Raw genomic sequence first — 20,166 nt, forward strand, 5'->3', positions numbered from 1 at the left:
CGGGCTCAGGTGTCGCGTTCGTGCGCGGAGGCACCGCTGCTGAAGCGACAGCGCGCCACCCCGCCGCGGGCAGCGCCGCTCACCAGCTCCTGTTGCCCGGGTTGGAGGAGATGCCATGATGCCTGCTGCGCGTGCAACCACTGCCGGGCCTGGTCTTCGTCCGGTGCGCCGGTCCACCACACCACACCTTCGGGCAGGCCATGGAGATGATGGCGGGCGGCCCAGTAGTACCGCTGCCAGTCCAGTGGCCAGGGCGGGTTCCACCAGGTGTCCAGGGCAGTGAGCCGCCGGCCGAGACGCGTGGGTTGGGTGGCGGCGCGCTGACGGTGGCGCACTTGGTTGAGCCACTTGCCCAGGGCGAACCCGTCATGAGAGGTGGGCTGGGAGACGGCCAGGTGGCCGTGGCGGGCGGCGTAGTCGTGAGCAGCCTCCAGGCCGTGCAGCACGCTGCGGCGCCGCGCGGGCCAGGCGTGGAAGCGGTCGATCTCTGCGGCTGTGAGGCCGAGTTGGGCGAGCAGTTGCTGTTGCTCGGCGGCCAGCCGCGAGTACTCGGCGATCTGCTGGCGCAGCCACCGCTCGAGCCAGCGCGGCATCCCCGCCAGATTGTCATCACCGCTGACGAGGCCGTGGGCGAGGGCGTGAGCACGGGCCCGGTGCCAGGCTCGCTGCCAGCTGATCGGCCAGGGCGGATTCCACCACACGTCCAGCTCCGCCAGCGCCCGCACGAACTCGGGCGGCAAGCCGGCAGAGGCGGCGCGCAGATTCGCCAGCCATCGGCCCAGGTCGAACCCACCCTGTGGGGCGCCGGCGTGGGGGACGGCCAGATGCCCATGCCGGACCACATACCTGCGCGCGTGACCAAGGCCCTCCCAGAACCGTTCCTCGGACACGGCCTTCAACCCGGCGCCCCGCCCCACGCGTCGAGGCACGTACAGCTCGGCCCGCCACCCCGCCACCCCGGCGTGCCCTCGGAAGGCGACTGGTGGAGTGGTGGCCAACAGACGTAGCCCCGCTCCCACTTCGGCAGGCTGGTGGGCCGCCGGCACCCACCAGATCCCGCTGTGTGGCGAAGCGGACCGCGACGGTGAGCGCAGCTCGCGGGCCACACCCCTCATCCATGTCTGCAGGGCGCTCGGCCTCTCCGGCCACTCCACCTCTTTCAGCCAGCCGCGCTCCAACCGGTCTCCGAGCGCGGTCATGAAACGGTCATGGCGCCGAGACCGGCGGACAAGCGGCCGTTCATCCGTTACCAGCAGCCGCAGGGCCGGATCCACCAATGCGGCCGCCACCGCTACCACCTCGGGGAAAACAACCGCGTCCCGCGCGACCAGCTGCCACCACGCCGCCGGCCACTGCGCCGCCGCCTCGTTTCTGCGGCTGTGTCGAGAGTGACGCGCTCAAGGCGCTGGCCCCACACATGCTCCCGCTGCCAGAAAGCTTCCTGTTGCCACCATCCGCACACCACCGCCCGAGCCACCGCGAACACAGCCCCCGGCTCCGCTCCCGTGCTCACGGCCCGTCGGGCCACCCGCGGCCACCGCGCCTGGGCGGCAGCCAGCTCCTGGCACCCGCCCACGTCCAGATACTCCAGGTCGTGGCCATCGCCGACGTCCAGCAGCCACCGCCCGTGCCGGGAACACACCCGATTCCACCGTTGCCCGTACCGCCATACCCGCTGGCTCCGGCCGCTGCGCCGGGCGGCACACAGCCGGCAGCCGAAAGACACCGGCCCCCATGCCTGAGCTCCCACCCGCCACCGTGCCCATCCCCGATCCGCACGGGCCCGCTCACCGAGGGACGCTGGCCCGGCCGTCCACGACGGCAATGCCCGCGCCAGATGCGCAACCGGGACCCCGGCCCACGCCGCGACCTGTGCTTGTGCCATGACGTTCAGGAGTACATCGCCGTCCGGGCGGCGGCCGCGGCTCTGGGTGACCGGATTCACCCACTGCCACCACCCCCACGCCAGCAGCTCGCCGGCCTCAAGGCCGTAGCAGACGGCGACGCGATGCAGGAACGACCATGTCGTCTCGCCCTGTACCGGCACCGCGTCGCCCGGAGCAAACCAGGCGCCGAGCTCGTCATCCCTGAGGCCCATCTAGGTCTGTTCCCGGCGACGTTGGTCAGGGCATTCGAGTAATCGGCCCAGGTCTGCGGGACATCCGATCGGCCGCCTGTCGAGGGACGGCGAACGCAGCCGTGACCGTATGTCGTTTGGCGGCGTTGACCGGGTTAGCGAAGGGACTCGAGTGAGAAAGCGGAACTGACTCGGCGTCATTTCCTGCCGCGAGTGCGTCCGGGTGAGCGCACGGACGGCAGGTCCTCGCGCGTGTTGTCCGCTTCGAGGGCGTCGGCGGGCATCTGGCGGTAGGAGTGGAGGAGTTCGGCTACGACGGCGGGACGGACCTCGGCCGCCGTCACGAGTGCGGCCAGCACCTGCGAACGCGACGTCTGCTCCCCGGCTGCGGCCGCGGCCCGCACCAGGACGTCCAGCTTTGTGTCCACGTCCTCCGGCCAGTCGACCAGCGTCTTGCGTCGTGGACGCTGCCACAGCAATTCCACACGTCCCCCTCGCTGACACCGATCTATATTGAATATATATTGAGCCCATGGTGACGGTGCTGCAAGAGCGTTCAGGGCAGAGGGTCTTAGACCGCGGCCCTGTGAGGAAGATCCGTGTGGCAGGCCGCACGCTGACGTTGACGCCGGTGTTCGACACCTACTGGCGCTTCGCGGCGGCGCGCCAGAAGGTCTACGAGGCGCGACTTGCCGGGGGAGCGGGACCGTTCACGGACGATCCGATCCTGCAGCGATACCGTTTCACCAACTGCTTCCGGGCCGCCGACCGGGTCAGCCAGGACCTGATCGGTGGCGTGATCTACCGGGGCGAGCAGGCGTGGGAGGAAGTCTTCTTCCGGACCCTGCTGTTCAAGATCTTCAACAAGACCTCGACGTGGCGGCTGCTAAACGGCGCACTGGGAGAGGTGCGGTGGGACGCCTACGACTACCGGGCCTTTGACCGGGTGCTCTCACAGGCCTTCACCGCAGGGCAACGGCTGTACTCCGCCGCCTACATCGTGCCCCCGCCGCAGCTCGGCGAGCAGCGCAAGCACCAGAACCATCTGCGGCTGCTGGAGATGATGATGAAGGCGGACGCGCCGCAGCGTGTGCTGTCCGCGCCGACGCTGCAGGACGCCTACCAGGTTCTGCTGGGATTCCCGGCGATCGGGCCGTTCCTGGCCTACCAGTTCGTGATCGACCTCAACTATGCGGCCGAGATGCCGTTTTCGGAGATGGACTTCGTCGTCGCCGGGCCCGGAGCGCGCGACGGGATCCGCAAGTGCTTCGGGCCTGCGGCCGACGGCATCGAGGCGGACGTCATCCGCTATATGGCCGACACGCAGGACGAGCACTTCGCCCGTCTGGGGCTTGCCTTCGCTGGACTGCGCGGGCGCCCACTGCAGCTGATCGACTGCCAGAACCTTTTCTGCGAGGTCGACAAGTACGCCCGGGTCGCCCACCCGGACATCGCCGGGATCAGCGGCCGCAGCCGCATCAAGCAGACCTACCGGCGGCAGGCCGTTGTGATGCCGGCCTGGTTCCCGCCCAAGTGGCAGCTCAACGGCCCGCCGGAGCAATGAGGTTGCCGCATGTGACGCCGGCGGCCGTGCGGCGGGCTGCCGTCATGCCGCGAGGCGGCCGGTGCCGGTCAGCAGGGGGCGCAGCTGTGTGATGGGACCGTCCAGCCGGGCGTGGCCGGCCATCACGGTCAAGGTCCCGCAGGCCAGTTCGGCCTGCTGGGCGATGTAGGCCAGCAGGCGGCCCAGACCGAGGTAGTTGCCGTAGGCGCGCTCGAACATGAAGTGGCTGCGGTACAGGGCCGCGGCGTGCACCCGCCGCTCGCGGTCCAGCTGGAGGGAGATGTGGCTCAGGCAGGGGAAGCCGATGTAGCTGTTGTCCTTTCCGGCGGTGTGGACCAGCAGGTCCGCGCTGGCCTCCTCCGCGTCCGTGGCTGCGGCTATGTCGATCTCGTAGGCGGCGGCTATCTTGGTGCCTGAGGCCTGGGCCCGCAGGCGGCTGATGACGGTGCCGAGCTGGTCGACGCCGCTCTTGGACACCGCAGGGTAGGACACGAGGCGGCCGAAGTAGGTGCCGCGGTGGTTGCCCGGGTACCGCTTGATCACTGGATACATCTGCCGGTAGCGCTCGGCGAGGTCATCCGGGCCGGCACTCCGTGCCGCCAGGGCCGCGGGGAACAGGGTGCTGGCCACGGTCTCCAGCGGCCACAGCCCGCGAGCGGTGCGCAGCCGGTCCAGTTCGGCGCGGAATACCGGGTCGTCGTTCGTCGGGTCGGCGATGCGCACCACCGTGTGCAGGCCGGTCCGGTCCGGGTTGTCCTTGCGGTCCAGCTTGTTGCAGGCGGCGACCCAGGCCTGGGTGACGTCGCGTTCGGTCACGGTGAAGGTGTGCATCAGTCCTCCTGACACATACGGGTGTGATCCGGGGAGCCGGGCTCAGGCAGGCCAGGTCTCGTCGACCCCGGCACGCGGGGCTTCGCGCACCACCGTCAGCCGCAGCGCGGCGCCGTGCGTCGGCACCGCGACCTCGATCAGGCCCTGTCCGCCCGGCGGGAGCTCGTCGCTCACCACGGCGCTCGCCAGCGGCGTCGCGCCATCACTGGTCCACGGCTGAAGCCCCTTGGGCAGGACGTCGAAGACCGCGTTCTCCAGGTGCAGCACCAGCACATCGCCCGCGTCGGCGTACACCGTCTGCCCCGCAGAGGCTGCCGTGATCACGTGTACCTGGGCGTGCGCGGGCAGCGAGGTCCCGCCCGCCAGCGAACTGCGCAGGCCGGCAGGAGGGATCTTGGACCACTGGTCGGCCCGGCTGGCATCCAGCAGCCGGAGGTTCACCAGGTGGCGTACCGTCCCGGCGTACGACGTACCCAGTTCGCGCGCCACCCGGTAGACGTGCTCGGGAGACGACGGCCGGCCGCCGCAGATCCGCTCAAGGGCCGCCCGCACCGCCGGCAGGGGCATCAGGAACCACGCTGCGAACGCCTCCGCTGTCTTCTCCTCCTCGGGCCAGCTGCCGTTGCCCCAGCGCAGCGCGGGATCAAGCTCCTCATCGGCTGCGGTGCGATGGCCCAGTCGGTGATGCCCCAGCTCATGTGCGGCCGTGTGCCGCTGGGTGACCGCATTCAGCGAGGCGTTCAGCATCACGGCCGGCCCCTTGTCGGCGGGGGAGAAGTACACGCCGAACAGCCGGGGCATCGGCTGCGCCATCCCGATCACGTCGGCTGCCCCCAGTGCCCGGTGCACGTGGACGTACTGCGTGCGGTCGATGCCGAGGTCGCGGTGTGCCTGGACGGCGGCGATCGAGGCGATCCGGTGTGCTAAGGCCCAGTTCACGCCGTCGGACTCCCGTCCTCGGTCTCCTGTTCCTCGCGTTCTGCCGCCCGCCGCAGGGTGAGGTACTCGGCGAACTCCAGCACTGTCTTGGCGTCCCCGTCGGTGAGCTGGGCCAGTGCCCGCGGCAGACCGGCCAGGGAGTACTCGCCGGCGTCGGCGTCCTTTTCCTCGGCCAGGAAGTAGGCGACCGGCTGCCGGTACAGGCGCGCCAGCTTCTTCAACTCCAGGCTGTCCACCCGCCGCTCGCCGCGCTCGATGTCGCTGATGGCCGAGCGGGGGATGCCGGTCGAGTCCGAGACGAACTGCTGGGACATGTTCAGGTAGTCGCGGGTCTTCTTCAGCCGTTCACCGAGCCGGACCAGCTCAGGATCACGGTCACGGCTGTCCGAAGGAGGGGTCATGACTGCTGCCTTTCAACGATGGCGTCCAGTACCGCCGCGGCGAATGCCCGCACGGACCGGGTGGCCTGGGCCGCTTCCCGGTCTGCGGGAATGGCGACGTGGTAACGCTCCTCAATGCGCGTGAGAATCTCGACCACCAGCAGCGAGTCCACGGGCAACTCCCGACCGCTCTGCTCCAGTTCAGAGCGGAGCTCGTCGGGTGAGACGCCCTCGTACTCGGCGAGGAAGTCGACGACGACCGAGGTGATGTCGTCCATGCTCGGTGTGTCCGTGTTCGACAACTCTCCCCAATCGTCTGCATTTCCAACGACGCTGTCGTAGCATACGACATACTGTCGGGAAAGCCAACGGGGTTGTCCCAAGATCAGACAGGTGTGAGTGTGGACTTCAAGTGCTACCAGGAAGCGGCCGTCAAGACCCTCCAACTCCCTGCCGAGGGCACCGACCCGGTCCTCGTCCCTCTCCTCGGCCTTGCCGGCGAAGTCGGGTCCCTGACCACCGCCTACAAGAAATTCCTGCGCGACGGACCCGCCTTCGAGCAGGGCAAGCACCAGTTACGCGAAGAACTCGGCGACGTCCTGTGGTACGTCGCCGCTCTCGCCCACCGCTTCGGGCTCGACCTCGACGACGTCGCCGCCGCCAACTTGGAGAAGACCAAGGACCGTTGGCGCCTCACCCCCCACGACGAGCACACCCCCTTCGATGCTGGCGCTCCCGCCCACGAACAGCTGCCCCGGCAGACCACACTGACCTTCACGCCCACCACGACCGACGACGGCCGCACCGTCGTCGTCCTCACCCGGGAAGACGGAACCCCCGCCGGTGACCCCCTCACCAGCGCCTCCCACGTCGAAGACGACTACCGCTTCCACGACATCTTCCACCTCGCCCACGCCACCGTGCTGGGCTGGTCCCCCGTCACCCGCTTCCTGCTGGGCCGCAAACGTAAAAGCGACCCCCGCACCGACGAAGCCGAAGACGGCGGCCGCGCCATCGCCATCGAAGAAGGCATCTCAGCCCTCGTCTTCTCCTACGCCGCCCGCCACCGCTACCTCACCGACATCAAACACATAGACCACGAACTCCTCGCCACCATCGGCCACATGACCGCCCACCTCGAGGTCAGCATCTGCCGCGCCGCCGACTGGGAGCACGCCATCCTCACCGGCTACGCCGCGTGGCGCCAACTCCGTGAGCAGAACGGGGGAACGGTCCACCTCGACCTCGACCAGCGCACGCTCATCGTCACCCAGGACTGACGGCGGCCCGACGGCTGGGGAACGCTCCAGGTGAGGGCGTTCCCCAACAGCCCAGGAGACCCGCGAGTCTACGTTCTCACCCGTCAAGCGCAGATGACACGTCCTGACCCGCACAGCGAGTTCATGATGCTCCGCCATGCGCGTCATCGTCCGGGTGGCGCGGCCTTCCTGCGGGCGTCGGTAAGCGCCTGCGAGCCCAGGCCCGAGCAGCCGGTCTCACGGTCCGAGCCGCTTCACGCGTGCCCTCGACTGATGGACAGGACGGTCTGTTCTGACAGACTGCGCGGTTATGTTGGAGGCCTTGAGCGGACCAGGCCGGTCAACATGCCTTCTCAGCGGCCGTCTTCGGATGGCAGGTCGAGGTAGCGGGCGGCGTCGTGCAGAACGTCGCGGGTGATGGCTTCGGTGCGGTCGAGGATGGCGAGTTGGCCGGCCATGCCGACCAGAGGGGTGAGGTTTTCCATGATTCCGTCGGTCATGTGGTAGAGGTCTTCCTCGTGGTCCAGGAGGCTGCCGGGCCGGTGGTGGCGCAGGGACAGCCGACCGTCGAGGGTGGCCACGGTGCTGGGCCATTCGTTGGGGTGTTCCTTGCATCGGGGCGGCAGCCGGTTGACCCACAGGGTGGGCACTGAGCGTTGCCGGATGGGCGCGGTGGCCTCGGTAGGACGCCGCAGGGCGGGGAATCGAGCCGCGCGGGCTTCACGGAGGATGTCGCTGGAACCGATGCCGCTCCAGAAGACAGTCAGTTCCAACTCCTCGGCGAGGTAGTCGAAGTAGTCGAAGGTCGGCTGCAGGTCCTCGGGCCGCAGCCGGTCGATTGGGCACGATCAGGGAGCCCACGATGCTGCGGGTGGCCACGTCGATGGCGATGGTGAGCTCCACGGAGATGACCCGTCCGTCGTCACCGAGGACGAGAACGTCCAGTCCGGTGGTGTCGATCTGCACCAGTTCCCCGGGCCAGCGGGCCCAGGTCGCCCGCCGGGCGCCGGGCCGCTCTGCGGATATGGCAGGTCCGGCCGCGTGACGGGCCGCGGCGTCATGCGAGTTCTCCGCGGTGATCCCCAGCCGCTCCAGCAGCCGGTAGAACGTCGCCGGACTGATCACCAGGCCCCGGGCGGTCTTCGGGTCGGCCAGCAGGTGCGCGTAGCGGACCCGAACCGTCTGCTGCACCCGGTCGATCAGCCGGGACAGTGTTCCTGGTGACAGGCCTCTGCCGCGCTCGTCGTCCAGGACCTCCCACACGAGGTCGACCACTCGCGTGTCGACGCGCCCGTGCGGGGCCGCACTACGCCGGCTGCGCTTGTCGACCAGGCCCATCAGGCCGTCCCTACGCCAGGCCGCGCACTTTCGTTCGACAGTGGCCGCGGACACCGGGGTTCCTGCCTGCGTCAACTGGTCGGCCTTGGCCTGGTAGCGCTGGCGCAGGGTGCGCTGCTGCGGGTCGAAGGCCGGTGGGGGCTCGGTGGTGGCGGGAACGTTCGGGGCCTGTTGGTGCAGTACCTCCTTGACATGCCGCTCCCACTTCTCAGCGGCCTTGCGTACGTCGCGCGGCAGCGCACGGAACTCGCCGAGGCGGCCGGGCAGCGAACTGCGTCGCGCCGCCCGGTTCAGCACGGCGAAGTCGGGGGCCGAGGTCACTGCCGTCTGCAGGATGATCAGCGGCTCTGCGGGCTCTGCGGGCTCTGCGGCATCGAGGAAGAGACGCGGTCCGTGGAAGGCGGTGACCACCCAGAGGCCACCGCGGAAGCGGATGGTGTCCCCCAGAGCCAGGGTGTCAGCAGCGGGGGGGGGGGGGCGCTGCGGCGCCTGCGGCGTGCCGCGAGATCACCTGACCTCCCCTGACCATGCCGTCGACGACGGGGTGAGCGGGACACTCATGTCGGTGTGCAGCCGCCGCGCCCAGATCAAGTGATAGGCAAGGTCCACTCCCACATACGAGGGCAGGGCGGCGGCGCGTACCCCGGAGCGGATGGTCCGAGGCAAGGCGAACTGCCGTGCTAGCAACTGGTCCTGCCCGGCCGTGAGCCACCGTGGACTGCGGGCGGCGTAGAGGAGCTTGAGGTTGTCCAGTTCCACCCCGGTGGAAGGCTCCATCACCCGGATCTGCCAGCCTGCTGCTGCCGAAGCCACCGCCAGCACGTCCTGCTCGGATTGCCACCGGTCGGTGATTTCCTCCGGCCGCACGTAGATCACCTCGCGCTGCCCCGCTCGTAAGGCGACGAACGCCGGCCGCAGGCGATGGCGGCGCCCCTGACGGCTCCAGCGCAGCTCCATGGGTCCCGCGCTGCGCAGCCCGACTGCAGGGTCGCGGTCCAGGAGCATGCCGCAGTGCTGCTGCCGGAGTGAGCCGCAGGCCAGCAACTGGTCGGTGGCCGAGGCCCATGCGTTGGTGACGAACGACTGCCGTCCCGGGTAGGGTACGGGCCGCTCCAGCGGGGCCAGCTCCTCGAACGCCACCTCGCCGACCTCTGCCACCGGGCGTTCGCGCTGCCGTCCGAACCGGTCGAGGTAGCAGACGGCGATCTCGTGCGCGCTGACCGGGCCCCCTGGCACGTCCGTCCCCTTCGTTCTCTGCAGCGGGCCGCCCTGCGCGTGTCCCCGCTCCAGCATCCGGGCACGGGCCCGGGGAGCGCAGCTGCAACCGTCTTCACCCCACGATCGAGGGGACCGGCGGATGCGTGTACGAGACGTGAGATGCGTATCGCTGCGGAGGACGAGCTCACACGGCGGCGAACGGGTCGCCCCAGTCCCAGGGCAGGCAACACAGGCTCCCCAGCGGCGCCTGGTGCTCGTCGTCCTGGTGGATCAACGCGGTGACAGGCTGCCGGTCCCCGCGGCGGCCGCTACCCCCATTGTCTTGTACGGCCGGCGTACACCGGCGGTGTCGTGCGAGCCACTCCGCCACCGGGACCTGCCAAGTGCCCAGGGGCAGTTCGAGCGAACCCGCCAGTTGCGACAGCTCGGCCACCAGACGGGCCTCAGCCGCAGCCCACGGCCCGCTGGGCAGAGCGGCGCGCTGCTGCTCGTAGCGCAGCAGCGCCCGGGCCACGAGCAGTGCCTCCGGATACACCAACAGCCATGCCGTCTCGACATCCCGGGGCTGCAGTCCGGCCCGCCCGGCCCGCTCGGCCCACCGGCTGGTGAGTGGGGCACGGCGCCACCACCATCCAGCGAGAGCGAAGGCGTCCGCCACCAGCACGGCCCCGGCGGGCCCGAAGCGCCGCTCCAGCCTGCCCCGCCTGCGGTGCGCGTCGACGGACTCTGGCAGCCGGGCCAGTTCGACCCCTCCAGGCCCGCCCTGACGCACATGGGTGAACCGGCCGTGCCGCTCACAGATCTTCCACCTTTCCGGCCAGACCAGCCACATCTCACCCCAGCCCCCGCCGCGGACCGCCGCACACAACCCGCAGGCCGGCACCAGACAGTGCGCCAACGGCTCCCACGGCCACTCCCACCGCGCCCGCTCGCCCGGCAGAAGATGCGGTGCGCGCAGATGCGGCAGAGCCCACCGCAGCCGCGCGGACGGCACATCGAGCATCTGCGCGAGCCTGTCCGCCGCTGCGCCGCTCAGCAGCACCTCCGCCAGATGCGGTCGCAGGGCCTGCTGCCCTGGCGGCCCGTCACCCAACTCGGCCAGCAGGAAGTCGACCTCCACCCCCTGCAAACCGGCCACCCGCCACAAGAACGAGCAGTTCGACTCGTGCGCCACGAAGCGCACCGGTTGCTGAGCCAGGCTCCTGCCCCACACTGCGTTCCCCAACGTCCCGCCCCGTCCCAGGGCTCCGCGGCCGCCCGGCCACGGGCACCACCTCCGTGCAGCCCTTGTTGATCCTTGCTGCCCGTCCGGGCCTATGGGACCGGACGGCGCCGCACGGCTGTCCCGGCCCGCGGGAACCTCCTCAACGCTGTGTGGCACTGCGCTCTCTACCACGGCGCGCCCCTGCCCGACGGGAGGGTTCACCCCCAGGGGTGAGGAAGCCCGGATTGAGCACCCGCGCCGCACACATGTCCGCATCCTGCCCCTTGGGACATCATCAACTTGAGCGGGGGAGCCATCCTGTGCTGCACGACCTGCCTGCCGAACGCCTGCCCAGCGAACTGTGGACGCGCCAGCGTGCGGCGGCGGACTGCGTGCTCAACGCGTTCGCCATGGGATCCGAACGCCAGCAGGTCATCATGCCGTGCGGTACGGGAAAGACCCACCTCGCCGTCCACATCGCCCACGAAATCACCTCCGGCAGCCGCACCTTGACGGTGATGCCGACCCTGGACCTGCTCAACCAGACAGCCCGCGTCTGGCACACCTCCGGCCGGCCGGGCCACTTCTTCGGCCTGTGCTCCGACAAGCAGACCAGCGAGCCCGTTCTCAGCGGCGTGCTTACCATGACCAACGACCCGGCCTGGCTGGCCGCCGCCGTGCGCGACGCAGACGGGCCCGTCAGCGTCTTCGCCACCTACGCCTCGCTGCCCAAACTCGTTGAGGCCCACCAGCGCCATCTGCTGCCGCGCTGGGACATCGCTGTCGTCGACTTTACCAACCGTCACCTGGGTGTGTGTGACGTTCGCGTGGAGTGGTCCATGGGTGTGGGGGAGGGGTGTGGACTCGGGGCCCGGAGTGCCGCCACCGGGGCGGTGCCCGGTCCGGAGGGGACGGTGCGGGGTGGGTGCTCGGCTGGTGGTGGGCCAGTTGCGGGTGCAGGAGGTCGTCCGTGGGGGCGGGCGGGTGTCCTACACGCTCGTGGACACGGACTGCTCGGTGGTGGCGGAGGCGGACGGGTTCCTGCGTACCTGCCGGGCGGGTACGGACCGGACGTACGCGTATGTGCTGGTAGATCATCTGCGCTGGCTCCGCTTTGCGGGTCTGTCGGTGGAGTCGGTGTCGCTTGAGGATTTGCGGCACTACATGGCGGCACTCGGGGCGGACTATCAGGGGCCGTTCGGGTTGCCGTGGCGGGAGGGGAAGCGCCCGTACGGGCACAGCGCGTTGAAGACCGCGGCGGCCTGCCTGAAGGGCTTCTACCTCCGCCTGGGTATCCACGGCGTGAACCCCACACTGGCCGAGGCGCTGCGGGCAACACGGTTGCCGACCCGGGCGGATCGGCGGCGGGCGATGCTCGGGCACGTCCTGCACAGCATGCCCGCGAACCCCCTGGCTCCGGCGGAGCGGGTGCGCCGGCATCCGAAGATGCTGCCCGAGGGCGCCCGGGATCTGCTACTGGGGGCGGCCTCGTGCGCGCGGGACCGGATGGTGGTCACGTGGCTGGCCGACGGCGGTTTCCGGATCGGTGAGCTGTGCGGGCTGCGCCTGGTCGACCTGCACCTGCGCGAGCAGGCCGCGTGCGGTCAGTGCCGGGGGCCGCATGTGCACATCTGCCACCGCGAGGACAACGCCAACCGGGCCCGGGTCAAGACGAAGACACCCTGGGTCTGGCAGGACAACTCCGTCAGCGGCGGGACGGTGCGCCGGGCGAGCCCGGCGATGATCCACACCTACTTCGAGTACATCACCACCCAGTACCCCGCCCAGAGCGCTCACGGCATGCTCCTGGTCAGCCTGCACGGTCCCTCCCGAGGCCAGCCGTGGACCACCGCCGCGGCCCGGGGCATGCTGCGCCGGGCCGCGGCCCGTGGTCAGATCGGCCGGGTGGTCCCGCATGCTTTCCGGCACAGCTTCGCCACCGCGGTGCTGGACGCCGCACGGGGCAACGCGGTGATCGCCCGGGAGGCCGGCGGTTGGGCCTCGGCCGCGACCGTCGAGCAGGTCTACGGCCACGTGGACGTCCACGACCCGGTCTTCACCGCGGCACTGGAGCAGGTGTGGGGGACACGGCCGTGATCCCGCTGACGCTGCTGCCCGGCCGCACCGAGACCACCCGCATCGGCCGCGACCGGCTCGAACTGCTCACAGCCCTCATCGAGGCCCCCGCATTCGACCCGCTCTTCCGCGACACACTGATCTTCATCCCGCCTTACCACCCGGTCTACGCCTGGCAGTGCGCTGTTGACGGCTGCCTGCGTATCCGCCGGGTCAGCCACAACCTGTGCAACACGCACAACCTGGAGTGGGAGCAGGCCGAGCGGGCGGGGCAGACCAAGCGAGCCTTCATGGACGCGGCCACCGCTCTGCCCGCCGCGCGGGGAGTGGATTACGGCCGGTGCCTGATCTGTCCCGACCGTCCGGCGATCAGTCCCGCTACCCGGCTGTGCCAGCAGCACCAGACCAGGTGGCAGTACGGCGAGGCAGTCGGCATAGACCGCGCCCGGTTCGAGGACTGGTCCCGTACCCAGCGCCCGCTTCCCGGCTACGGCCTGTGCACGGCGCGGTGCCCGTTTTTGGCCTGCACTTCGCTGGGGCTGTGTCTGCAGCATCTGAACCGGTACAAGATCGACAACCGCCCCGGAGACGCCCGGTCGCACAACTCACGCGGCCCCCTCAAGGACGGCCGGCCGCTCCCGGTGGCCTACGGCGACGAGGAGGCATTCCGCGCCTGGTGCGCCACCGCGGAGCCGGTCACGCAGCCAGGGCTGGTCAACCTCCACTGCCTGCCCCCGCTGGTGCGGGCCGAGATCCAGTGGGGCCTGCACGCCCATGCCCAGTCCGCGCAGCACTCCGAGTGGACCACCAACGGCATCAGGAATCTCGTCAGGTACTGCTGGCGGGGCAGCATCACGTCCCTGATGGATTTGCACGACGGAGGCTACAAAGACCTGACGCGCAAGCAGATGGACTCCGAGGTCCGAAAGATCATCTGGGAAGTCGTCAGCGGGCTGCGCTGCGTCTACTACAGCCCCTCGGACACCAAGGACGCCGGCTTCCTGGAGACTGATCACTTCGGACGGCGCTTCAAGAACGCCCAGAGCCACTTCGATATCACCGCCGTACCGCAGAGGTGGCTGCGCGACCTGCTCTGGGACCATCTCGCCGAGTGGCTCCGATCCCCTCAGTGCCCCCGCACCAGAGGCCCTTTCGACCAGATGCGCCGCGCCGCAGTCGAGCTGGGCGTCTTCCTCCAGGCTGACGCCCCCGACGCCGGCCATGACCCCGCCGTGCTGCGCCGTGAGCATGCCGAGCGGTTCGTCGCCGACCAGCGCCACCGTGCCCGCCACGGCCTGCCGTCCCTGGGCTTGGTCCTGGTCGACGGACGATCCCCCACCGTCACCGACCTGAGCTGCCAATTCGTCTTCAACCAGGCCCGCAAGTTGCTCTACAGCGCCATCACCGCCGGCCACGCCGAACGCCTCGGTATCGACACCGGTTTCCTGACCGCCATCCCCTTCGGCGGCACCGGTCTCAAGCAGCGCTCCCGCAACCCCTTCAGTGACGACGTCGCCCGCGCGCTGATGGACGAGACCAACCTGCGCCGCCTGGAGGAACTGGACCTCAACGACCGGGGCCTGCGGGACATCTGGGAGACCATCGTCGCCACCGGGCGCCGCTGCAGCGAGGTTGTCGGACTGCGGCTGGACTGCATCGGCCGCTACCGCGGCCTGGCCATGCTGTGGCACGACCAGACCAAGGTCGGCAACTACAACGAGGGCATCCGCATCCCCGAACCCGTCTACCAGCGCCTGGATGCCCGCCGCACCAAGACACTCCAGCTCTTCGAAAAGCGCTACGGCCGCACCCCGGCAGCTGCCGAACGCCCCGGCCTGGCCCTGTTCCCCTCCCGCATCCGCAACCCCAACGGCCGGCAGCCAATCTCCTACGGGCACTTCAACCAGCGCTTCAAGACCTGGATCGAAGGTCTCGACCTCGGCGGCGCGTACGTCGCTCACCAGGCCCGCCACACCCTGGCCACCAACCTGCTGCGCGCCGGCGCCACACTCACCCACATCCGCCGCTACCTCGGCCAGCTCTCCGAACGCATGGCCGAGCACTACGTGAAGATCACCAACAGCGACCTCGAAGACGTCCTGAACACCATCTGGGTGGCCGGGCCCGGCGCACCCAACCCAGGCGAACTCCTCTCCGGCGACACCACCCCCATGGACCGCGAGACAGCCCTCGCCCTGGCCCTGGACCTCTCCCGCCGCAGCACCCCCGCCGACGGCGGCTTCTGCACCTACCAACCCGTCGTCGACGGCGGATCCTGCCCCTGGAAACTCGACTGCGAGAACTGCGACAACTTCGTCCTCTCCGGCGCAGACCTCCTCTACTGGCGACGCAAAGCCGAACAGTGGCGCTCCATCGCCGAGAACGCCCCCGACGACGCCACCGCCGACTACCTCCACACCGTCTTCGAACCCACCGCCAAGGCCATCAAAGGACTCGAGCAGGCCCTGGCCGCCCTCGGCATCCTCGACGAAGCCCTCACCCTCGACCTGCGGCGCCCCCAGGACTACTTCCACCGCACCTGGAGCACCGCCTTCCGCGCCCGAGACCTCGCCGCACTGCAGGCATCCGGCCCGGATGCCACAGGGAAGCCATGAGTACGTCCCGCACCGACGCGGCCGTCCGGGCCCGCCGCCACGCCACGCAGGAGATGCTCGAACGCCTCCAGGCCGCCCTGGCGGCCGCGGCACGCGACCATACGCCTGTCACCGTCGCAGCCCTTGCCCGTACCGCCCGCGTCTCACGCACCTTCCTCTACCAAAACCAGCAGGCCAGAGCCCTGATCGAGCAGGCCAACCGCGTAGACAGAGCTCACCCCGCGGTCTCCGAAAGCGGCAGCCGCGCCCAGCCCGCCTGGAGAGAACGTGCACTCAACGCCGAAGACGCACTCGCCCAGGCCCACCGCGAAATCCGCACCCAGCGCACCCACATCGCAGAACTCCTCGGCAAGATCCGCGACCTCGAACACGATCTCCCCGAAGGCTCACTTCAGCGCATCGTCACCGAGAACACCACGCTGAAGCAGCACGTACGACAGCTCACCCAGGACAACCAGCAGATCCAAGAACGCCTGACCAGTGCACGCCAGAACAACCGCTTCATGGACAAACGCATCGCCGACCTTGAAGCCCAACTCGCTCCCTACCTCACCACCCCGCCCCCGCGCCCCTGACCCAGCCTCGGATCATTGCCAAACGGGACGGGACCTTGCCGATGGGAGCGTCACGCCCACTCGATGCCCAGCTCCCGCAGTGCGTCGAGCTGGTCCTGGGCGAGCTTGTCCCGCCTCGATTTGGTGTTGGAGACCCACACACCCAATTTCACGGCCACCGGCTCCGTCTCGCCGTCGACCGCGATCTCTTCGCTGTGGCCGCGCGGTACAGGCCGGTGAGCACCTTCTCGTTCCACCCACTGCGCGAGGGCCGTCAGGCCGCGCTGGAACGCCTGCTGCGCCTTGCTCGGGCCCTTCGTCGCACGCGTAGCCGCAGGGGCCGGAGACGGCGCCTGGGCGGGCTTGATGCCCAGCTTGGACAGCCGCTCCTGCTGCTCGGTCGACAGCTGCGCCCAAGTACCCGGCTGGGACTGCCGCTGGAGCCAGCGCCCGATATCGTCGCCGCCGAAGAGGACGCCCGGAGCGATGTCGGGCAGGTGGCCGTCGGCGTCGACGAGGTCGGCGAGGACACGGTAGTGGCGTTGCCAGTCCAGTGGCCAGGGGCAGTTCCAGTCCGGGTCGATCGCGGCCAGTTGCCGCGCGCGCTCCGCCGCACGCTCGGGGTCCTTTCCGAGGCCGCCCTTGCGGCGGAGGTTGGCCATGTGCTGCCCAACGGGTACCAGCCCCCCGGCCTCGCTCTCGCCCCACACCTGGTCCTGGCGGGGTGCGAGGTGGCCTGTGGCCTGCCGGTAGGAGCGGAGTGCGGCGAGTTTGTTCTCCCACGCCTCTTCGCCCGGCTCCCAGACCATCCCGGCCTCGGGAGCGTCCAGGAGCTCCTTGCGCCGCGGCTCCAGTTCCCCGGCCCGCAGTGCCTTTCGCTGCTGGTGCACCCACCTCCCCAGCGGGAAAGCCTTTGTCACGCCGACCTCGACCTCGGTGTCGTAGGGGACGGCGTAGAGGCCAGTGATGTGGTTCCCCTTCCGCCAGTGGAGCAGGGCTTGGTAGCCCTCCAGCCACACCAGGGACTCCGGCCGGTAGACCCGGGTGCGCAGGAAGGCCGCGATGGTCGCCGCGTCGCGCGGGCTGGAGAAGTGGAGCAGGGCCGACTCGGCAGCGGCGTCGGTGTCGTCCTGCTCCTGACCATCACCCGCGCCGCTGGCCCCGATGATCTGGCCGTCCTCATCGCGCCGGACGTGGACCTTGCGCTTCCCGCTGCTCAGGGCCCGGGAGGCGAGCTGCTCGACGAGTCGTTCATCATGACTGCGGAGGCCCTGCAAAACGGCTACAAGCGGGCGAAAACTCGCGGAGGCCACCATGTCCGTGGGGTCCTCGCCGGGCTCCAGGAAGACGGGCACGATGATCCGCGCGACCTTCGTGGAGCCGTCGCGGTTCAACCTGAGTGCCCGGCCGATGTTCTGCACGATCTCGACCTGGGAGCCGCGGGTGTCCGCGAAGCAGACGGCCTCGACTCCCCGCTCGCCGGTGATGTCGACGCCTTCCCCGAGGACGCGAACGCTGGCGAGGAACGCGCGGTGGACCCGGCGGCCGGCCGCGTCGATGCCGTTGGCGAACTGCCGCAGCACCTCGCGCCGCTCGCTGACGAGGTGGTCGCCGCACAGCCACGCCGACCACACCCGGTCCGGCGGCACGTGGCGGCCGGCCTCGAGCTCGTAGAACTCTGCGTCGATAGACGACGCGGGGAGCCGGTCCGCGGCCGCCAGGTCGTCGTCGGAGGCGTCGTTCACGTACAGCTCGGCGGCCGTCTCCGGCAGCTTCTCCGCGAAAGCCGCGGCCTCTTCCACCTTCTGATGGAAAGTCATCACGGTGCGCAGGTTGTACGCCGCCGCGTGCTCCAGGAGCGCGGTCTGCAGCAGGGCCAGGCGCCGGCCCCGCTGTGCCTCCTCTGATTCCCCGAGGACCGGGGAGGGGTCGCGGATCTCCAGTACGTCGATCTCGAATCCGGCGAGGATCGCGCGTTCGATCGCCTCCGAGAGTCCCAGCTCAGCCAGCCACGGCCCGTAGGTCTGCGAGTCCTGGCCCATTGACGCGATCTCCAGCTCCTGGCCGTCCGCGCCTTTCTGCGGCCGGGGAGCCGCCAGGATGCGTGGGGTGGCAGTGAGGTAGAGCCGGAAGTCGGCGGGGATGCGGGCGTTGTCGTGGATCGCCGCCCATGGCCTGCCAAGATCGCCTGCGGTTGAGTGGGCCTCATCGATGATGGCGAGCGAAAAACCGTCCATCCGCTGCCCGTACAGGCGCTCTCCACCCGCCAGAGCGGCCTCCAGCGGCCCGCGAACGCGCCCCTGGCCCATCGGGTCCTCGAAGTCCTCACGGTCCACGAGAGAGGCGTACGTGGCGAACACGACCACCGGCCCCGTCCCGGCCCACAGGGCGAGCTGGATCGGGTTGGTGGTGGTGCGCACCCCCAGCTCGTTCAGCACCGGGTCGTTCTCCAGCGAGCACACCGCGACCATGGAGGAGCGGTGACCCACCGCCCGCCACGCCTGGGCAGTCTGCACGAGCAGATCCAGGGTCGGCACGGTCACGAGGATCCGGCCCTCGGGGAAGCACTCCAGCGCGCTCGCGGCAGCCATGATCGTTTTCCCGGACCCGGTCGCTGACACGATCGTGCCACGGGCACCCTGTGGGGGCACAGATGACCTTGCAGGGAATCCGACCCACCTACGAAAAGCCGACTTCTGGTCGATCTGGTGTTTCTTGAGCGGAATCCTGCTCATCGTCCATCCCCCTCACTCCTGTCATACCGCCAGGCTTCCTCAAGCCTTTCGAGCGGGGTGTCCGATTCGCATTCCCTGCCCCAGACCCCCTTGAGCCACCTCGGAGCGTTGTCGATCCGCTCGCACAGCACGAACGACTCGGGCAACTCAACCAGGTGGTAGACGCCCTGCGGGAAGACCCCGGCGGGCCCGTAGACGCGCCACAGCTTCTCCAGCCGCGCCCGGTTCTCGACCAGATACTCCTCCAGCGCCTGCGGGTACGCCTCCCGGTCCGCCAGACGTACGGTCCGCAGCGCCACACCCACCAGCTCGCGGGACAGCTCCCTGTCCCACTGCGTGGAGTCGGCGCCGGTCACGGCTGTGTAGTGCTGCTCGCACACGGCCAGGGTCCGTTCGATCAGCTCCGGGGACGCCTCGCTCCCCTCCTCTGCGCCGTCATGGTCGGCGGCATGCCGGCCTTCCCGCTTCAGGTGGGCCGGGGCGGAGGCTTCCGTCAGGGCCAGGCCGTGGTGATCCAGGTAGGCCAGGAGGAACAGGGCCAGGGCGCGGCCGGGGTCGCTGGCGTGCTGGATGTAGGGCTTTTCGCTGGTCCAGCCGAAGGTGGCCTGATGGGGTCGGGGGTGCACGCCGCTGGTGTGCGGGTCGGGAAAGGTGACGGCGCGGGTGAAGAAGTCGTTCAGGCGGCTGACCAGGTCCGCATGCGGGTTGTCCGGCTCACGGCCGCGCACGGTGGTGGTGGCGTTCTCCAGGATGGTGGTGAGGTACCGCCGGCGCGCCTCCTCCTGCTGCCGGAGCTCGCTGGACGGGCTCTCCTCGACCACCTCCACCACGCGGTACATGCCCTGGTCCCCGTACAGGCCGTCCGGCTTCTCCAGCACCTTGCGGGCCTTGGTGACGGCCTCCTCGACCGACCGTCCATAGGCGTAGTTCGTCACCACCGATGCGCCCGGGTGCTCGGGATCGGTGCGTTGCGCCACGATTCGATAGCGGATCAGCTCCGGGTCTGATCCCGAAGTAACCTCATGATGGATTTCCTTTTCGAAGCCCGACGGATTCAAAGAGTCCTCGCTTCCGGCGTCCCGCCCGGGTGGTTGGGGGTGTCTCTCGTTTCCGCCAACGGTACATGCTGCATCAACCTGATGCACGCGGTACACTGGAACCCACACGAACGAGCGACCCCCACCCCTCGTAGCCAGCCCGGTCCGCGACAGTGGACCCCAAGGTTCTGGAGGCGCAGCCGGAAGGACCGTCAGGCGGGGGAGCGCAGCGGACCCGCCCGGGAGTGCGGAGCACTCCCCAACATCCGCACTGAAGGCCCCACTAGCCGCACCTGACACCCCGCCAGTCACGGCCGCGCGATGCGCGGCCCGCCGGGC

Annotated in this window: 18 protein-coding genes; 6 read left to right on the top strand and 12 right to left on the bottom strand. The window is 69.6% G+C overall.

The window, feature by feature from the left end; genetic code table 11:
* Nucleotides 1-5: 5 nt before the first annotated feature.
* Nucleotides 6-1,199 carry a helicase associated domain-containing protein gene (locus ACH4ZX_RS35070; RefSeq protein WP_398282001.1) on the bottom strand — a complete coding sequence of 398 codons (1,194 nt, stop codon included), beginning with the start codon at nucleotides 1,197-1,199 and terminating at the stop codon, nucleotides 6-8.
* A gap of 1,075 nt (nucleotides 1,200-2,274) precedes the next feature.
* Nucleotides 2,275-2,562, bottom strand: a complete 288-nt coding sequence (locus ACH4ZX_RS35075; protein ID WP_093686003.1) for a hypothetical protein — start codon at nucleotides 2,560-2,562, stop codon at nucleotides 2,275-2,277.
* Nucleotides 2,563-2,609: 47 nt separating this feature from the next.
* Between ACH4ZX_RS35075 and ACH4ZX_RS35080 the strand changes: the two genes are divergently transcribed.
* Nucleotides 2,610-3,641 (top strand): nucleotide kinase domain-containing protein, encoded by a 1,032-nt coding sequence (locus ACH4ZX_RS35080; protein ID WP_202539785.1) that lies wholly within the window; start codon nucleotides 2,610-2,612, stop codon nucleotides 3,639-3,641.
* Between the two features lie 42 nt (nucleotides 3,642-3,683).
* Here the strand turns inward: ACH4ZX_RS35080 and ACH4ZX_RS35085 are convergent, their stop codons facing one another.
* From ACH4ZX_RS35085 to ACH4ZX_RS35100, 4 genes are read right to left on the bottom strand one after another with little or no spacing between them, the layout of a single operon-like run.
* On the bottom strand, nucleotides 3,684-4,472 hold the full coding sequence (locus ACH4ZX_RS35085) for a hypothetical protein (protein ID WP_202539786.1): 789 nt from the start codon (nucleotides 4,470-4,472) through the stop codon (nucleotides 3,684-3,686).
* A 42-nt stretch (nucleotides 4,473-4,514) separates the two neighbouring features.
* Complete coding sequence (locus ACH4ZX_RS35090) at nucleotides 4,515-5,411, bottom strand: ImmA/IrrE family metallo-endopeptidase (RefSeq protein WP_398281972.1); 897 nt, start codon at nucleotides 5,409-5,411, stop codon at nucleotides 4,515-4,517.
* Nucleotides 5,408-5,812 (bottom strand): helix-turn-helix domain-containing protein, encoded by a 405-nt coding sequence (locus tag ACH4ZX_RS35095; protein WP_190216019.1) that lies wholly within the window; start codon nucleotides 5,810-5,812, stop codon nucleotides 5,408-5,410. The genes ACH4ZX_RS35090 and ACH4ZX_RS35095 overlap by 4 nt, the downstream gene beginning before the upstream one ends.
* Entirely contained in the window at nucleotides 5,809-6,069 is a 261-nt protein-coding gene (locus ACH4ZX_RS35100) for an acyl carrier protein (RefSeq protein WP_093686008.1), read from the bottom strand. Before ACH4ZX_RS35100 ends, ACH4ZX_RS35095 begins: the two co-directional genes overlap by 4 nt.
* Nucleotides 6,070-6,192: 123 nt before the next feature.
* On the opposite strand from ACH4ZX_RS35100, the gene ACH4ZX_RS35105 reads away from it, so the two are divergent.
* Nucleotides 6,193-7,071: a nucleoside triphosphate pyrophosphohydrolase family protein gene (locus tag ACH4ZX_RS35105; protein WP_398281976.1), complete on the top strand. Its 879-nt coding sequence runs from the start codon at nucleotides 6,193-6,195 to the stop codon at nucleotides 7,069-7,071.
* Between the two features lie 332 nt (nucleotides 7,072-7,403).
* Here the strand turns inward: ACH4ZX_RS35105 and ACH4ZX_RS35110 are convergent, their stop codons facing one another.
* The 4 genes from ACH4ZX_RS35110 to ACH4ZX_RS35125 form a co-directional block, all read right to left on the bottom strand.
* The gene (locus tag ACH4ZX_RS35110; protein WP_398281978.1) at nucleotides 7,404-7,823 is read right to left on the bottom strand and encodes a hypothetical protein; all 420 of its coding nucleotides are present in this window, start codon (nucleotides 7,821-7,823) and stop codon (nucleotides 7,404-7,406) included.
* On the bottom strand, nucleotides 7,771-8,799 hold the full coding sequence (locus ACH4ZX_RS35115; protein ID WP_398281981.1) for a hypothetical protein: 1,029 nt from the start codon (nucleotides 8,797-8,799) through the stop codon (nucleotides 7,771-7,773). The genes ACH4ZX_RS35110 and ACH4ZX_RS35115 overlap by 53 nt, the downstream gene beginning before the upstream one ends.
* 96 nt (nucleotides 8,800-8,895) lie before the next feature.
* Nucleotides 8,896-9,624 (bottom strand): hypothetical protein, encoded by a 729-nt coding sequence (locus ACH4ZX_RS35120; protein WP_398281984.1) that lies wholly within the window; start codon nucleotides 9,622-9,624, stop codon nucleotides 8,896-8,898.
* A gap of 166 nt (nucleotides 9,625-9,790) precedes the next feature.
* Nucleotides 9,791-10,780 (bottom strand): hypothetical protein, encoded by a 990-nt coding sequence (locus ACH4ZX_RS35125; protein ID WP_398281987.1) that lies wholly within the window; start codon nucleotides 10,778-10,780, stop codon nucleotides 9,791-9,793.
* Between the two features lie 296 nt (nucleotides 10,781-11,076).
* On the opposite strand from ACH4ZX_RS35125, the gene ACH4ZX_RS35130 reads away from it, so the two are divergent.
* Genes ACH4ZX_RS35130 through ACH4ZX_RS35145 form a run of 4 tightly spaced genes read left to right on the top strand, consistent with a single transcriptional unit; the run spans nucleotide 11,077 to nucleotide 16,076 of the window.
* Nucleotides 11,077-11,958, top strand: coding sequence for a DEAD/DEAH box helicase family protein (locus tag ACH4ZX_RS35130; protein WP_398282004.1), 882 nt, complete (start codon nucleotides 11,077-11,079; stop codon nucleotides 11,956-11,958).
* Nucleotides 11,894-12,907: a tyrosine-type recombinase/integrase gene (locus ACH4ZX_RS35135; RefSeq protein ID WP_398282007.1), complete on the top strand. Its 1,014-nt coding sequence runs from the start codon at nucleotides 11,894-11,896 to the stop codon at nucleotides 12,905-12,907. Before ACH4ZX_RS35130 ends, ACH4ZX_RS35135 begins: the two co-directional genes overlap by 65 nt.
* On the top strand, nucleotides 12,889-15,501 hold the full coding sequence (locus ACH4ZX_RS35140; RefSeq protein WP_398281990.1) for a tyrosine-type recombinase/integrase: 2,613 nt from the start codon (nucleotides 12,889-12,891) through the stop codon (nucleotides 15,499-15,501). Before ACH4ZX_RS35135 ends, ACH4ZX_RS35140 begins: the two co-directional genes overlap by 19 nt.
* Entirely contained in the window at nucleotides 15,498-16,076 is a 579-nt protein-coding gene (locus tag ACH4ZX_RS35145; RefSeq protein ID WP_398281993.1) for a DUF6262 family protein, read from the top strand. The genes ACH4ZX_RS35140 and ACH4ZX_RS35145 overlap by 4 nt, the downstream gene beginning before the upstream one ends.
* A gap of 50 nt (nucleotides 16,077-16,126) precedes the next feature.
* Here the strand turns inward: ACH4ZX_RS35145 and ACH4ZX_RS35150 are convergent, their stop codons facing one another.
* Together ACH4ZX_RS35150 and ACH4ZX_RS35155 are read right to left on the bottom strand one after the other, a co-directional pair.
* Nucleotides 16,127-18,790, bottom strand: coding sequence for a Helicase associated domain protein (locus ACH4ZX_RS35150; RefSeq protein WP_398281996.1), 2,664 nt, complete (start codon nucleotides 18,788-18,790; stop codon nucleotides 16,127-16,129).
* Entirely contained in the window at nucleotides 18,787-19,767 is a 981-nt protein-coding gene (locus tag ACH4ZX_RS35155; RefSeq protein ID WP_398281999.1) for a hypothetical protein, read from the bottom strand. The genes ACH4ZX_RS35150 and ACH4ZX_RS35155 overlap by 4 nt, the downstream gene beginning before the upstream one ends.
* Between the last annotated feature and the right edge of the window lie 399 nt (nucleotides 19,768-20,166).

This window comes from Streptomyces sp. NPDC020490 (assembly GCF_044335305.1).
In the GTDB taxonomy this organism is placed as follows: Bacteria; Actinomycetota; Actinomycetes; order Streptomycetales; family Streptomycetaceae; genus Streptomyces.

What these genes read in the sequence shown, in the direction of transcription:
- ACH4ZX_RS35070 (WP_398282001.1), bottom strand. Translation starts at nt 1,199, where the DNA reads ATGACCGCGCTCGGAGACCGGTTGGAGCGCGGCTGGCTGAAAGAGGTG.
- ACH4ZX_RS35080 (WP_202539785.1), top strand. Translation starts at nt 2,610, where the DNA reads ATGGTGACGGTGCTGCAAGAGCGTTCAGGGCAGAGGGTCTTAGACCGC.
- ACH4ZX_RS35085 (WP_202539786.1), bottom strand. Translation starts at nt 4,472, where the DNA reads ATGCACACCTTCACCGTGACCGAACGCGACGTCACCCAGGCCTGGGTC.
- ACH4ZX_RS35095 (WP_190216019.1), bottom strand. Translation starts at nt 5,812, where the DNA reads ATGACCCCTCCTTCGGACAGCCGTGACCGTGATCCTGAGCTGGTCCGG.
- ACH4ZX_RS35100 (WP_093686008.1), bottom strand. Translation starts at nt 6,069, where the DNA reads ATGGACGACATCACCTCGGTCGTCGTCGACTTCCTCGCCGAGTACGAG.
- ACH4ZX_RS35130 (WP_398282004.1), top strand. Translation starts at nt 11,077, where the DNA reads ATGTCCGCATCCTGCCCCTTGGGACATCATCAACTTGAGCGGGGGAGC.
- ACH4ZX_RS35145 (WP_398281993.1), top strand. Translation starts at nt 15,498, where the DNA reads ATGAGTACGTCCCGCACCGACGCGGCCGTCCGGGCCCGCCGCCACGCC.
- ACH4ZX_RS35150 (WP_398281996.1), bottom strand. Translation starts at nt 18,790, where the DNA reads ATGAGCAGGATTCCGCTCAAGAAACACCAGATCGACCAGAAGTCGGCT.